At 40.7% G+C, this 13716-nt stretch carries 13 protein-coding genes and 2 pseudogenes; 11 read left to right on the top strand and 4 right to left on the bottom strand.

Annotation, left to right across the window (positions count from 1 at the left end; genetic code table 11):
- Positions 1-56 precede the first annotated feature (56 nt).
- The 3 genes from P4S61_RS00760 to P4S61_RS00750 form a co-directional block, all read right to left on the bottom strand.
- Positions 57-827, bottom strand: coding sequence for an AbiJ-NTD4 domain-containing protein (locus P4S61_RS00760; protein ID WP_337117615.1), 771 nt, complete (start codon positions 825-827; stop codon positions 57-59).
- A 454-nt stretch (positions 828-1281) separates the two neighbouring features.
- Positions 1282-2268 (bottom strand): 2-hydroxyacid dehydrogenase, encoded by a 987-nt coding sequence (locus tag P4S61_RS00755; protein ID WP_337118864.1) that lies wholly within the window; start codon positions 2266-2268, stop codon positions 1282-1284.
- Complete coding sequence (locus tag P4S61_RS00750; RefSeq protein WP_182731252.1) at positions 2228-2749, bottom strand: glutathione peroxidase; 522 nt, start codon at positions 2747-2749, stop codon at positions 2228-2230. The genes P4S61_RS00755 and P4S61_RS00750 overlap by 41 nt, the downstream gene beginning before the upstream one ends.
- Before the next feature lie 122 nt (positions 2750-2871).
- Between P4S61_RS00750 and P4S61_RS00745 the strand changes: the two genes are divergently transcribed.
- From P4S61_RS00745 to P4S61_RS00690, 11 genes and pseudogenes are all read left to right on the top strand, one after another.
- A complete protein-coding gene (locus P4S61_RS00745; RefSeq protein ID WP_145233016.1) occupies positions 2872-3753 on the top strand; it encodes an NAD(P)-dependent oxidoreductase in 882 nt (293 codons plus the stop codon).
- Between the two features lie 242 nt (positions 3754-3995).
- Positions 3996-4634, top strand: a complete 639-nt coding sequence (locus P4S61_RS00740; protein ID WP_337117614.1) for a thermostable hemolysin — start codon at positions 3996-3998, stop codon at positions 4632-4634.
- Positions 4634-6107 (top strand): annotated as a pseudogene (locus P4S61_RS22850) (AMP-binding protein). The gene P4S61_RS00740 and the pseudogene P4S61_RS22850 overlap by 1 nt, the downstream one beginning before the upstream one ends.
- Positions 6104-6793: a TenA family transcriptional regulator gene (locus P4S61_RS00725; RefSeq protein WP_145233019.1), complete on the top strand. Its 690-nt coding sequence runs from the start codon at positions 6104-6106 to the stop codon at positions 6791-6793. Before P4S61_RS22850 ends, P4S61_RS00725 begins: the two are co-directional and overlap by 4 nt.
- Positions 6790-7584 (top strand): SDR family oxidoreductase, encoded by a 795-nt coding sequence (locus P4S61_RS00720; RefSeq protein WP_182757570.1) that lies wholly within the window; start codon positions 6790-6792, stop codon positions 7582-7584. The genes P4S61_RS00725 and P4S61_RS00720 overlap by 4 nt, the downstream gene beginning before the upstream one ends.
- On the top strand, positions 7581-8234 hold the full coding sequence (locus P4S61_RS00715; protein ID WP_442961536.1) for a hypothetical protein: 654 nt from the start codon (positions 7581-7583) through the stop codon (positions 8232-8234). The genes P4S61_RS00720 and P4S61_RS00715 overlap by 4 nt, the downstream gene beginning before the upstream one ends.
- A gap of 1 nt (position 8235) precedes the next feature.
- A complete protein-coding gene (locus P4S61_RS00710; RefSeq protein WP_149980957.1) occupies positions 8236-8895 on the top strand; it encodes a response regulator transcription factor in 660 nt (219 codons plus the stop codon).
- Positions 8895-10199 (top strand): ATP-binding protein, encoded by a 1305-nt coding sequence (locus P4S61_RS00705; RefSeq protein ID WP_182719150.1) that lies wholly within the window; start codon positions 8895-8897, stop codon positions 10197-10199. The genes P4S61_RS00710 and P4S61_RS00705 overlap by 1 nt, the downstream gene beginning before the upstream one ends.
- A 13-nt stretch (positions 10200-10212) precedes the next feature.
- A complete protein-coding gene (locus P4S61_RS00700; protein ID WP_246175520.1) occupies positions 10213-10539 on the top strand; it encodes a cupredoxin domain-containing protein in 327 nt (108 codons plus the stop codon).
- The gene (locus P4S61_RS00695; RefSeq protein WP_337117610.1) at positions 10526-11266 is read left to right on the top strand and encodes an iron transporter; all 741 of its coding nucleotides are present in this window, start codon (positions 10526-10528) and stop codon (positions 11264-11266) included. Before P4S61_RS00700 ends, P4S61_RS00695 begins: the two co-directional genes overlap by 14 nt.
- A gap of 38 nt (positions 11267-11304) precedes the next feature.
- Entirely contained in the window at positions 11305-11967 is a 663-nt protein-coding gene (locus P4S61_RS00690; protein WP_246175522.1) for a hypothetical protein, read from the top strand.
- Positions 11968-12015: 48 nt separating this feature from the next.
- On the opposite strand, the pseudogene sbcB reads toward P4S61_RS00690, so the two are convergent.
- Positions 12016-13460 (bottom strand): annotated as a pseudogene (gene sbcB, locus P4S61_RS00685) (exodeoxyribonuclease I).
- Positions 13461-13716: the final 256 nt, after the last annotated feature.

Below are 13716 nucleotides of genomic sequence, written 5' to 3'. Positions count from 1 at the left end.
AAAAGAGTAAATTTAGTGGCACAGTTTTGCTTGTTCAATAAGAGTGGCTGTCTGCGTTAGTTTCTATAGCTAATGGAGTCCTCCTCAAGGAGGGCGTGTCTTATACCCCCAGAGTCGTTTGTGTACCCATACAAGTTTGACAAGGCCTTTTTAAAGGCCGGATGAAGGTTGTGACTTTTTTCAATCTGCTTTAGTGCAGAGCCTAATGTGCCTTTTGGATCATCAGACACTGCTTTACATAAAGACTCAACAGCACTAATTGATTCTTTGATAGAGTTTCTATAATCCGGTGATTTTCTGTCTGAGAGAAAACCCAGAGAAGTTTTAAGATGCTCACTTGCTCCGGTGAACTTAGTTGAGGACTTTATTGCTTCTTCAATGCTCTCAATTTCTTCTTCACTTGTTATGTCCGTTAGTTGCTTGCCAACAAACCTATATGCAGACAGCTCATTCTCTAGAACATGATTGCAAAAAGATACAAAACTATCAGAAAGCTCTTCTGGACAATTCTGTGCCGTAAACTCTATAAAGTCATAAACCTCGTACCACTCAACTTTATAATATGTTTCACGTAATCGAGTTAGTACACCGTCCATGTAATTTTGCATATTATCTAGAGGGATTTTGAATAGGTTGTGCCAGTAGCACTGGAATAGGCCATACAAATTTGAGGATTGAAAGGTTCCCGAGTAGTGTGAATATTCGTTACCATCCCAAATGCAAACATGTAATGCATTCCACAAACCATGGCGAAGAGGGTCATCCATACCATCCTTTTGGATGGAATCCTTAACCAGGCTAAACCCTTTCCTTTTAGAAAATAACACTAATCTCTCCTGAGAAGCTAACGTCTTATTGAACACCATTTTGGTGGTTTATAACACACCAAAACGGCGTATATTACATACCCTAATAATTTCACCAATAATTACCTTTGTAAACAAGTAATTAAAATGGCTATAAATTAAGCTGTTTATTTTGCAATAAAACGGTGTTTAATAATGTTATCGGACAAAATTAGGTTTCTACTCAAAACACAGGAATATATTTAATTTTTTAATGTCTGCATCGCTCATCGCTGCCTGCCAGCCAACTCTAATTATTGGTTAATAGTGTTAGAACAGATATTTGTTACTCCAGCTTATGCAACTTAACCGGTTTAAACCAAGCTAACTTGGTTGATTTTTTCTGCCTTAGTTTTTAAACTTTGACCTAGCACCTAGCACCTAGCACCTAGCACCTAGCACCTAGCACCTAGCACCTAGCACCTAAATCAACCCCTTATTTAACTTCATTACTTAGTGGTTGGTTATTGGCGAACTCAAGCGCATTATTTACGGTTATTTGCGCAATTTCACTCAATGCTTCTTTGGTAAAAAAGCCTTGGTGGCCGGTGACCAGTACGTTTGGAAAACTTACCAAACGTGAAAACACATCGTCTTGCATAATTTCATCACTGCGGTCCTTAAAGAATAGTTCTGACTCTTGTTCGTACACATCTAGCCCTAAATAACCCAATTTTTTAGTTTTAAGTGCGCCAATACAGGCTTTGCTATCAACTAATGCGCCGCGGGAAGTGTTTATAAGCATCACCCCTTGCTTCATTTTGGCAAAAGCGTGTTCGTTGATCATATGATGAGTTTGCTCGGTTAACGGGCAGTGCAAAGAGATCACATCGCTTTGACTTAATAAAGTGTCTAGATCACAAATTGTATAATTGCCTGGTACTGCATAAGGGTCGCAAACCAATACATTTGCACCAAAGCCATTGAGTATATTTACTAAAGCCAAGCCAATTTTTCCACAGCCAATGATACCAATGGTTTTCTTGAATAAGTTAAAGCCAAGCAAGCCATTTAAATCAAAATTATCTTCACGGATACGGTTATAGGCTTTGTGAGTTTTGCGATTGAGGGTAAGCATTAATGCCACACAGTGCTCTGCAACTGCCTCTGGACTGTAAGCGGGTACTCGGCATACTTTGATGTTATGGGCATGTGCCGCAGCTAGGTCAACGTTATTAAAGCCAGCACAGCGTAATAAAATACATTTCACGCCGAATTGAGCAAGCTGCTCAATAACCGTTTTATCAACGATATCGTTTACAAATACGCATACAGCATCAAAGCCTTGGCTAAGTATGGCACTTTTCGCATCAAGAGATTGTTCAAAACGGGTTAATTTGATGCGTGTTTGATTGTTTAAACAGGCATCAAAAGATGCATGTTCATATTTTTGCGAACTGAAAAGCGCTACCGTTAGTTGCATCATTAATATTACTCTCTATGACCTGTTTCAAGGTGTCGGGTTTAGTGCGCGGTGCATAACGTACCGCCAATTGTCCCTCAGAGTTTATTAGAAACTTGGTGAAATTCCATTTTATAGCACGATTTTGTGCAATTCCTCGGGTATGTGCTTTTAAATAGTTAAATAACGGGTGAGCATCAGGGCCGTTGACCATTACTTTACTAAACACAGGAAAACTAACATTAAACTGTTGTTGATAAAAGTCTTTAATATCAATGTTGTCTATTGGCTCATTGTAGTCAAATTGATTACACGGAAATGCTAACACAATAAACCCTTGTGCTTTATATTGCTGATACAGCTTTTCAAGTGCGCTTAACTGCACCGAAAAGTTACACTTACTGGCGGTATTGACGATTAAAATCGTTTTGCCTTTTAACTGACTTAAGGCAAAATTTTCGCCGTTATAAAGCGGGGCACTGAATTGATATATGCTATCCATAGGTTACCTATTTTGTCTCGTCCATGAAGAAATTTAATGAAGACTTTTTCATTCGCTTTTTTACTGTTCGGTTGAGATAATCAAATTATCTTTTTAAGTTACCACTGAAATAGGTCAATTTTATGTCAATGAAAGTCGCATTTATCGGTTTAGGTGTAATGGGTTATCCAATGGCGGGTCATTTAGCAACTGCCGGTCATCAAGTAACCGTGTATAACCGTACCACAGCAAAAGCACAGCAATGGGCAGAAAAATACGCAGGTCAGGTGGCATTAACGCCAGCAAAAGCCGCAGAACATGCAGATATCGTATTTATGTGTGTAGGTAACGATGATGATTTACGCTCAGTCGTTTATGGTGCTGACGGGGTGATTAAAGGTATGCAAGCAGGCACTATTTTAGTCGATCACACCACGACTTCAGCCGAAGTTGCGCGCGAAGTATCCGCTAATGCGGCACTAAAAGATATTGCGTTTATTGATGCGCCAGTATCGGGTGGTCAAGCTGGTGCTGAAAATGGTGTATTAACAGTCATGGCTGGTGGCGACTCAGCAGTGTTTGCAAAAGTACAACCAGTTATGGCGGCATTTAGCCGTTTTAGCCAGTTACTTGGCGAGGTTGGCTCTGGGCAGTTGTGTAAGATGGTTAATCAAATTTGTATCGCTGGCGTAGTGCAAGGCTTGGCCGAGGGCTTACATTTTGCAAAACAAGCAGGCCTTGATGGCGAAAAAGTCATTGAGACGATTGCAAAAGGTGCGGCTGGTTCATGGCAAATGGAAAACCGTTACAAAACCATGTGGGCAGGTGAGTACGAATTTGGTTTTGCTGTTGATTGGATGCGTAAAGATTTAGGTATTGCGTTAGATGAAGCAAAAAATAATGGTGCCACTTTACCAATGACCGCGACGGTCGATCAGTACTACGCTGACGTACAAGCACTTGGTGGTGGGCGTTTTGACACATCAAGCTTATTGGCGCGCATCGAAGCGTTACATAAAAAATAGATAATCAGAGCGTCGGATAATAAGTCTATCTCCAGCAAGTAAATTAAACGCTAACTGTCTTCAATTTACTTGCATAAGCCCGCAATTAGCGGGTAGATGTGGCTTATTATTCCTGAAATCTCCAGTTACGTAATCACTGACCCAAACATTGTTTGGGTTTTTTTATAAAAATTAATTTTTCTTAAGGTTTATTTAAGTTTTGCTCGTTAGATTTTACCCATAGTCTAAAAAGAGCGAACACTATGCAATCACTTCAAGTTACTAACTTGCCTGTTACCAACACACATGATTATGTGTGCGCTAATGCAAACATGCCACTTCGTGTGCAATTAGAGCAAGTCGTTAAAGCGAGTTTTGCCAGAGCTTACGGCGCCAATATTAAGCAGTTTATGCCGGTGTTATGCCAATTAAGTATTGCCGCTGATTCTTGCACGCTGGGACTTAGAGCTGCTACTCAATCACTTTTTATCGAGCAATACTTACCAGAGCCGATTGAATACTTTGTTGATGTACCGAGGGAAGATATTTACGAGCTTGGTAATTTATGCTCAACAAATCGCAAAGCTACTCTCGCTCATTTTGTACTAATGAATGAAGCACTTTATCAAATTGGCGCAAAACGTTTGGTATTTTGTGCCACTGCAAAGGTTAGAGCATTATTAAAAATGCTCTCAGTTAATTGCACTGAAATTGCATTAGCCAATAGTCAGGCACTTGATAACCCAGCAGATTGGGGTACTTATTATGAAAATAAACCAACACTGTGTGTGGTTGATTTAGCGGCTGCTCATGATTGCGTAATAAACACACCTCATTTGTTTAATATTAAACAGCACTATCATCAAGCGAGTTGCCAATTAGCATCGCAATTGGAGGCATAATGGGATTTTTATTGAAATTACCACACGCAGCGCTTGATACTGTGATTGTTGATCATCATGACCAACAAATGCAGCCGATCAGTAAACAGACGCTGATGCAAGCAGTAGCCGAGTTAATTATCGACTTTAAAGCGCTTGATATGTCAGCCGTGGCGTTTGTAATGGACAATACGCCTGCTTGGTTAATTGTTGACTTTGCATTGATTGAGTTACAACAAGTAAGCATTCCGCTGCCGACCTTTTTTAGCCCACAACAGCTTACTAATAGCGTGAATAAAAGCGGCGTTTCGCATTTTATCAGCGACACCCCCTGTGAACTTGACGGGTTAGAATGTATTGCGACCTTGAGCGTGTTAACCCGCTACCCGCTTTATATCTATAAAGTAAGCGCGTCGAGCCCTACAACATTTTTTACAGATACCCAAAAAGTGACGTTTACTTCAGGCTCTACCGGTGAGCCAAAGGGAGTGTGCTTATCTTTACAAAGTCAATTACAAGTGGCGACCTCATTGCATAAAAAAATAGCGATAAAACAGCCAAAACATCTGTGTTTATTACCTTTGCCAGTATTACTTGAAAACATTGCAGGGGTTTTTGCACCGTTATTAGCCGCAGGTGAAGTGCATGTTATGACACTGCCAGAATTAGGCTTCTCTGGGGCAAAATTAAATGATACCAGTCAACTGATCAATGCCATTGATCGTGTGCAACCGAATACGCTTATTTTGGTGCCGGAATTATTGACCTGTTTAGTCTGGTTTGCCAAGCAGGGATGGACAGTACCAAAGAGCCTGAAATTTATTGCCGTTGGTGGCGCTGTGGTCAGCAGTGAATTGATCACTGTGGCGCGTAGTTTAGGGTTACCAGTTTATCAAGGTTATGGCTTATCTGGAAGCTTCATCAGTGGTGAGCTTAAACACGCCAAATGATGATGACATAGAGTGTGCAGGGCGGGTGTTAAATCACTTGCAAAGCAAACTGGTAGACGGGCAGCTATTTATTAAAGGACCCTTATTTTTAGGCTATTTAGGTCAACAACCCCATGATCAAACGAGTTGGTATGCAACCGGTGATTTGGTTGATCAACAACAAGGTCGGTTAACTATTAAGGGGCGTTTAAAAAACCAAATTATTACTAGTTTTGGGCGCAACATCAGCGCTGAGTGGCCTGAATCTTTGCTACTCAGTAACAGTGAAGTACAACAAGCTGTTGTCTTTGGTGAAGGTCAAGCGCATTTAGTAGCACTTATTTATGCATCAGTAAATATGACTGATGAGGTATTAGCCGAGCATTGTAGAGGTATTAACTCACAATTACCTGAATATGCCCAAATTAAAACATTTCATCGCTTAGCTGAACCACTTACTGCAGAGCGGGGATTATTAACCAGTAATAACCGCCCTAAACGCCAAGCAATAGCAAACTATTATCATGCACAACTAACAGCACTGTACAGTGAGGCAATATTATGAGCAATTTTTTCGAGACATTAAAATCACAAACCCAAGCAGAACGCGAGTATTTACTGGCTGCACCGATCATTGCTCGAGTATTCAAGGGGCAAGTAAGCACAACTGAGTATGCTTCATTTTTAGCTCAAGCCTATCATCACGTTAAACATACGGTGCCATTAATGATGGCCGTGGGCGCGAAATTATCGACTGAACAAGAGTGGATCCGCGAGGCTGTTGCGGAATATATAGAAGAAGAAATAGGTCATCAAGAGTGGGTGCTCAATGATATTGCAGCCTGTGGTTTTGATAAACAACAAGTACGTCAAAGTGCTCCCAAATTTGCCACCGAGTTAATGGTTGCTTATGCCTATGATACAATTAATCGTGGTAATCCATTGGCATTTTTTGGCATGGTGCATGTACTCGAAGGTACTTCAATTGCGTTAGCCGATAATGCGGCAAGTAATATAGCCAATATGACCGGATTACCTAAAAAGGCATTTAGCTATTTAACATCTCATGGAGCTTTGGATATTGAGCATGTGAAGTTTTTTGAAGATCTGATGAATAAAATAGAGTCTCCTGCAGATCAACAAGCGATTGTGCATGCCGCTAAATGTTTTTATAAGTTATATGGCAATATTTTTCGTGAATTAGATACAGATCCACAGTTTGCAAGTAGCGACTTGGAGCAAACTGCATGAACCGTCCACTTTGCGTGTTAACAGGTGCGACAGGCGGAATTGGTCAAGCCGTGGCATTAAAGTTGATTCAGCATGGTTGGCGTTTACTGTTAGTTGGTCGCCAACAAGCACAACTAGAGGCATTACAGGTTAAGTGTGGCCAAGACTGTGAGATATTTATTGGTGATTTAACATCAGCACAGACTCGCCAAAAACTACTTGCACATGCTAAATCACTTGGCGGTGCAACAATGCTTATCAATAACGCTGGCATTAATGTGATGCAAGGTTTTAGTGAAATGACGGAGCAGCAAATAGATGACTTACTGATCGTTAATCTGTCGGTGCCAATTAAGTTATGCCAACTATTTTTACCACAAATTTTAGCTAAAAAAGGCTCAATTGTTAATGTGGGATCATCGTTTGGTAGTATTGGTTACCCTTATCAAACCTTATATTGCGCAAGTAAATTTGGTTTACGAGGAATGACCGAAGCGCTGGCCCGCGAACTCAGTCACTGTGATGTAAAAATATTATATTTAGCACCTAGAGCAACTGATACAAATATCAATTCAGTGCAAGTACGCGCGATGAATAAAGCTTTAGGCAATACAATGGATCCACCTGATAAAGTGGCAGATGCGCTTATTTCATTATTGAAATCTGGAAATTCACGCAGTTACATTGGCTTCCCAGAACGCTTATTTGTCAAACTAAATGGTGCTTTTCCATCCTTAGTAGATAACGCAATTGCAAAACAACTTCCTAAAATTAAAAGTTTTTTTGCAGATAAAATTGATAAAGGTGAATGACTATGATTAAACTACTTTATACTAGCTGCTTGTTAACTGGGATATTTTTAACCAGTGCAGCGCATGCTGATGTTGCTAGCGAATTAACTCAGGTGCAAACAAGTTGGGCAACTGTGAATTATGAATTAGTAGATAAAGCGCAGCTCAATGCATTTGAAAAGTTATCAGAGCAGGCCGCTGAGTTTGCAAAGACCTATGATGATCAGGCACAAAGCCATATTTGGTATGGTATTGTGCTATCTAGTTATGCTGGGGCAAAAGGCGGCTTAGGTGCATTAGGATTAGCAAAAGATGCTAAAGCACAGTTAGAGCAAGCCATAGAAATTGATGCCAATGCGTTATCAGGCTCTGCTTACACCAGTTTAGCGACCCTTTATAGTAAAGTACCGGGTTGGCCAATTGGATTTGGTGATGATGACAAAGCGAATAAATTATTTAACCAAGCGCTTGCTATTAATCCAAATGGTATCGATAGTAATTACTTATACGCGGCATTTTTGTATGACGAAAGAGAATACAAAAAGGCAAAAACACATTTACTTGCCGCTCAACAGGCTCCTGCACGTCCTGATAGGCCAAAAGCGGATTTATACCGCCAGCAAGAGATCACCCAATTGTTGGTAAAAGTAGATAAGAAACTAAAGAGATAATATGCATTTACTACTGGTTGAAGATGATAAGTTAGTGGCTGAAGGATTATGTCGTTCACTTCGCCAACAAGGTTACAGTGTAGAGCACTGTGCTAGTATAAAATCAGCCATGCAATGGCTCGAAAATGACGAGATCGAATTACTTGTGCTTGATTTAGGACTACCTGATGGCGATGGCATTGATGTATTAAAACACGTCAAAAAGCATCGCCCTAACTTACCTGTAGTGATCTTAACGGCACGCGGTAGTATTGACGACAAAGTACAAGGGCTAGATTTAGGTGCTGATGATTATTTAGCTAAGCCATTCGATCCTGCTGAATTATTTGCCCGTTTAAGAGTCGCTAGTCGACGCGTAACTCATGCGCAATCAAGTACTATTAATGTAGCAAATGTAGAAATGGATACCTCCGCTTTTACAGTCACACTTGATCAGGAACCGGTAAACCTGCCGCGTAAAGAGTTTATGTTACTAAAAGCACTTTTTGAAAATCAAGGGCGCGTATTGTCCAAACAACAATTAGAAAGCAAACTATATGAGTGGGGCGAAGAAGTAGGTTCAAATACTATTGAGGTGCATATTCATCATCTACGTAAAAAGCTCCCTAAAGATCTAATTAAAACCTTACGTGGCATAGGTTATGTGGTAGGTAAACGTTAGTGTCAATTAAACGCAGATTAACGCTGATTATTTTATCAACGGTGATCCTGACTTGCTTTTTGGCATTCAGCAAAGGCTACCGCGAAAGTATGAGCCAGGCCGAGCTGCTACTTGATAACGAATTGCAAACCATTGCTCATGTACTGATCGAGCAACCTATACACAGCGACAAGCCAGTGTTAAGAAGTGATCTAACTCGATTACTGTTTCAAATTTGGCAAGATAACAATTTGCTTAGCGCGTCTAAATCATTAGCTGAACTGGCGCAAAAACCAAGCCTGAATGGATTTAGTGTTGAAAACTTAGCCGGACAGCGGATGCGAGTATTCAGATTAACCATGCAGACAAAACAAGTGCTGGTGGCAGAGCCGCTGAGTAAACGCTATGCCCTTAGCGAGACTATGATTTTGTCAGCAATGACACCTTTGCTTTGGAGTGTGCCACTGCTTGCGGTGTTGATCAGTCTATTTGTCAAACAAGGATTAAGGCCCTTAACACGCCTTTCAACATTATTAAAAACGCGACAAGCCAATGACTTTACTGCCATTAATTGGCAAGTGAGCGAATACGAAATTAAACCGGTGATCTCACGGTTAAATGATCTGTTTAAACGTGTAGAAAGTGCCTACTTAAGAGAACGCTTTTTTGCCTCAGATGCTGCCCACGAATTACGCACCCCGTTGAGTAGTTTAAAAATAAATGTTCATAATCTACGCGCACAAGGTGACGGTTGCTTGGAACTTGATGCAATGGCGCAAGGTATCGATAAACTTAGTAATATTGTTGAGCAAATGTTGATTTTGGGACGCACCTATCCAGAGCAATGGCAGGCACAATTTAGCCCAATTTCAGTGCTAGAGGTCAGTCAACAAGTGGTTGCACAGCTATACGAACGACTTGATGCAAAACAACATATGATCAGTATTGAAGGCGATGATTATGTTATTAATGGTGACCAATTTACCTTGGCAACCTTATTTAGTAATTTATTAAGTAACGCCATAAAATATACGCCCAGTGGTGGCAATATAGTGATCCGCTTAAATAATCAACAAGGTGAGTATGGTTGGCAGATTGATGACTCAGGTCCTGGCATTGATGATGCCCATAAAGCACGAATTTTTAACCGTTTTTACCGTGTTGGAGGTGATAAACACCCCTCTGGAGAGCAAGGTGCCGGATTAGGTATGGCGATAGTTGAACATATAGTAACAATTTATGATGCAAGTATTTCTTTAGCCGACAGTGAATTAGGCGGCTTACAAGTACGAGTAGAATTTATGCAAGGAGCAGAGAGTGAATAACTGGTTAGGGTTTATCAGCCTGCTGCTATTTAGCGTATTACCGTTTTCGTGTTTTGCTAAAGAATATAAATTAATTTTAAAAGATCACCTTTTTTATCCAGCGGAGATCATCGTTCCGGCCAATACTAAACTAAAACTTTTAATTGAAAATCAAGATAGTACGCCAGAAGAGTTTGACAGCTTTGATTTAAATCGAGAGAAAGTGCTGTATCCAAATCGTAGTAGTGTGATTTATATCGGGCCACTGAGCCCTGGGCGTTATGAGTTTTTTGGTGAGTTTTCACCTAACACAGCCCGTGGTGCAGTATTAGTAGAAGGAAAGACTGATGCTGATAACTAGTTTATTGATGAGTATAAATCAGCTGTTACCAGTCGTGATTTTACTCGTGCTGTTACAGTCATTGCTAAAGCTAAACCAGCGTGTGCTGATAGTGACCGCTTTTGTTGGGCTGCTTTGTAGTATTATTTATGTACAAAGTGCCGCTTGGTTGAGCCAGTTATTTGATCATCGCGGCCTTGAGTTTAGTCAAATGCTATTGTGTGTCATCGTGTATGTTGCATCACTAATAAGTTGTAAACAGCAGCGTTTATTCGCATTGCTTGCAATAGTTGCGGTTATGGCGCTGTATTTGAGTCACTATTTTATTTATCTGGTTGGTTTTTGGCATAACACCGATACAGCAAAACCTTTGCTTATAGGTACATCTTTGGGAATAGGGATCTGTGGTAGTTTTGGTGTGTTGCTATTATTTTTACTGCATAGTGTTAGAGCACGATTTGGTGTGTATCCACTGATGTTGTTTTTGGCTTTTAATGCCTCGGCAAAATTACTGATAGTATTAGATCTGGCCAGCCAAATTGACTTGATCAATATTACGTCCAACTACTTTGATTGGCGTGCAGTGCTAGTCGAAAACTCAGAGTTAGGCCGTGTACTCAAAGCCTTAGTCGGCTATGAGGCAACGCCAAGCAAAACTGCATTATGGCTTTATCTAGTGGCGGTTTTAGCCTTTATTGGCACCAGTATAGTATTTACTCGGCAATTTTCTCAAAAGGAGCCATCATGAGATTTATTCTCGCGTGGTGCTTAACTTCGCTTTTGTTCATGGCATCGTTTAATGTGCGAGCCGATGGAATAGTCGTAGATAAAGTTTACCACCCTTACGTATTACCATTTGAGCGCGAATTTGAATGGCGTTTGATCTCTCATCAAACAGATAAGGGCAATATTTTAGCCCAACGAATTGGCTTAGGTGGCTCGTTTAACGATACCATGAGTTTGGAAGGTTATGCGGTTGGAGAGCGTGATGACGACGGTAACTTTGGCTTCTCAGCCTACGAACTAGAACTGCGTTGGCAGTTGGTGGAGCAAGGGCGGCTGTGGGCTGATTGGGGCGCCTTATTTGAACTTGAAAAGCAAGAAGGCAAAGATAGTTATGAAGCCACAACTGGCTTTTTATGGGAAAAAGAATTTGGTCGTACTAGTCTCACCATGAATGCATTTTTAGTCTACGAGTGGGGCGGTGATATTAAAAACGAATGGGAAACTGAGTTTCGAGCACAGTATCGTTATCGTTTTCGCTCTGAGTTTCAGCCTGCATTAGAGCTATACGCCGGAGAAGACTTCTTTGGTATTGGTCCTGGTTTTATTGGGCTACATCGATTTTCAGCGAAGCGACAACTAAAGTGGGAAGCAGGATTTGTGACCGAGCTGAGCCAACAAGGTAAAGATCATAGTTTTCGCCTTGCCCTAGAGTTTGAATTTTAAAGTAAAAAGCCGCGAATAACTCTACTCGCGGCTTTAAATCTCTGCAAACTACATACTTTGCGCGTAGTTATAAAGCGCTTTTAGAATAGTCAGATTTTTTTCATTATCGTCATGTTCATGGGCGAGATTTTCTAGTGTAACCATAAAATCTTGCGCGCTGATCGATGGTTGATCTTCACCATGCATTAATTTGTTTTGGCAATATTGACGCCACTGATCAAGTTCATCTTGATTAAGCGATTGAGGCCAGTTACGGGCACGGTATTTAAACAATAAGTTATCAAACTTTTTATCTTCAAAATCCAACTTCATACTCGCTAATTGCTCAGGGCTGGCATCGCGGATAATGGCAAATTTTGCTTTATCAGCATGACTGGTGAAACCGTCGTATAACATGTAATCAGTATTGGTGGTTTTACCGTAATCGGGCTTATCGTTAAATACTTCAGTCACTTTATCGCGAAGACTTGGGTTGGCTTTTAAAATCGCAAGATTTTTTAAACACTGCTCGCGGTCAATGCCTAAACGGGCGGCGTTTTCAGGTAATAAGGTTTTAGCCGGCGCTAAAATAGGGCATTTATTTAAATGTACCAGTTTTAAACCAACAGGCAGTTCATCATCGGCAAGCTCACTGCGCTTGGTATAAAGGCGGGTGCGCAACTCTTCAATTGACAAATCGAGTAATACCTGTGGATCTTCGGTTAAGTTAAAACACACGACTGCATTTTTATTAGTCGGATGAAAGCTCATCGGGGCAATCCAACTGGTACAGCCTTGGGTAGCAGGAATACGTGATGAAGTATGCACCAGCGGCGTCATATTAAATACATCAACTAACTCAGCTAAGGCTTTTTTACCGCGCAAACTAAAAAAGAAGTTATACAGTTTTGGCTGTTTTTCTTTTATTAGTTTAGCCAAAGCAATCGTCGCGGTTACATCAGATAACGCATCATGCGCCGCAGCGTGTTCAATGCCATTGGCAACCGTTAAATGCTCCAACTTAAAGCTTGGGCTGCCATCTTCTTTTAACGGCCATTCAATACCTTCAGGGCGCAGCGCATAACAAGCACGCACTAAATCTATAATATCCCAGCGGCTGTTATTGTTTTTGTATTCGCGCTCGTAAGGGTCGTAAAAGTTACGATAAAAGCTGTAACGACTTACTTCATCATCAAAACGAATGCTGTTATAACCGGCCACGCAGGTATTCGGCACACTAAATTCAGCATGAATTTTGGCAATAAAGTCAGCCTCAACTAAACCTTTTTGCATCGCCACTTGCGGAGTAATACCGGTGATCAAACATGCCTCAGGATGCGGTAAATAATCAGCCACAGGTTTGCAATATTCAATCAGCGGCTCACCAATAATGTTTAAATCAAGATCAGTACGAACACCCGCAAACTGGCTCGGCTTATCCTTTTGCGGACTCGCCCCCAGGTCTCATAATCGTGCCAATAAATAGTTGCTTGATTTTGCTCTTGATAAGCCATTTAAAAACCCTTTAAGTTAGCTTGAAGCGGTTGCAATACCGCCAAGTTACTAAATTCATGAATTATTTAGATTATGGCATACAGGCGAGGGAGTTTATAGGTTTGGATGATGAAATGATGGTAATCATACTTTCTCAGGTAGCTTGTCTTAAGTGTTGCGAAACCTAATTAATCATTAAAAGAAAAGCCTGCTTAAAAACTCATAACTATGAATGCATTCAATTGCATGTTGAGCTTTAGCCCGAAAAGATTTTAC

This window comes from Pseudoalteromonas sp. B160, from assembly GCF_037162485.1.
Lineage (GTDB): Bacteria > Pseudomonadota > Gammaproteobacteria > Enterobacterales > Alteromonadaceae > Pseudoalteromonas > Pseudoalteromonas rhizosphaerae.
This window is presented reverse-complemented; position numbering and strand designations above follow the sequence as displayed.

What these genes read in the sequence shown, in the direction of transcription:
- P4S61_RS00710 (WP_149980957.1), top strand. Translation starts at nt 8,236, where the DNA reads ATGCATTTACTACTGGTTGAAGATGATAAGTTAGTGGCTGAAGGATTA.
- P4S61_RS00725 (WP_145233019.1), top strand. Translation starts at nt 6,104, where the DNA reads ATGAGCAATTTTTTCGAGACATTAAAATCACAAACCCAAGCAGAACGC.
- P4S61_RS00715 (WP_442961536.1), top strand. Translation starts at nt 7,581, where the DNA reads ATGACTATGATTAAACTACTTTATACTAGCTGCTTGTTAACTGGGATA.
- P4S61_RS00740 (WP_337117614.1), top strand. Translation starts at nt 3,996, where the DNA reads ATGCAATCACTTCAAGTTACTAACTTGCCTGTTACCAACACACATGAT.
- P4S61_RS00755 (WP_337118864.1), bottom strand. Translation starts at nt 2,268, where the DNA reads ATGCAACTAACGGTAGCGCTTTTCAGTTCGCAAAAATATGAACATGCA.
- P4S61_RS00690 (WP_246175522.1), top strand. Translation starts at nt 11,305, where the DNA reads ATGGCATCGTTTAATGTGCGAGCCGATGGAATAGTCGTAGATAAAGTT.
- P4S61_RS00695 (WP_337117610.1), top strand. Translation starts at nt 10,526, where the DNA reads ATGCTGATAACTAGTTTATTGATGAGTATAAATCAGCTGTTACCAGTC.
- P4S61_RS00750 (WP_182731252.1), bottom strand. Translation starts at nt 2,749, where the DNA reads ATGGATAGCATATATCAATTCAGTGCCCCGCTTTATAACGGCGAAAAT.
- P4S61_RS00745 (WP_145233016.1), top strand. Translation starts at nt 2,872, where the DNA reads ATGTCAATGAAAGTCGCATTTATCGGTTTAGGTGTAATGGGTTATCCA.
- P4S61_RS00720 (WP_182757570.1), top strand. Translation starts at nt 6,790, where the DNA reads ATGAACCGTCCACTTTGCGTGTTAACAGGTGCGACAGGCGGAATTGGT.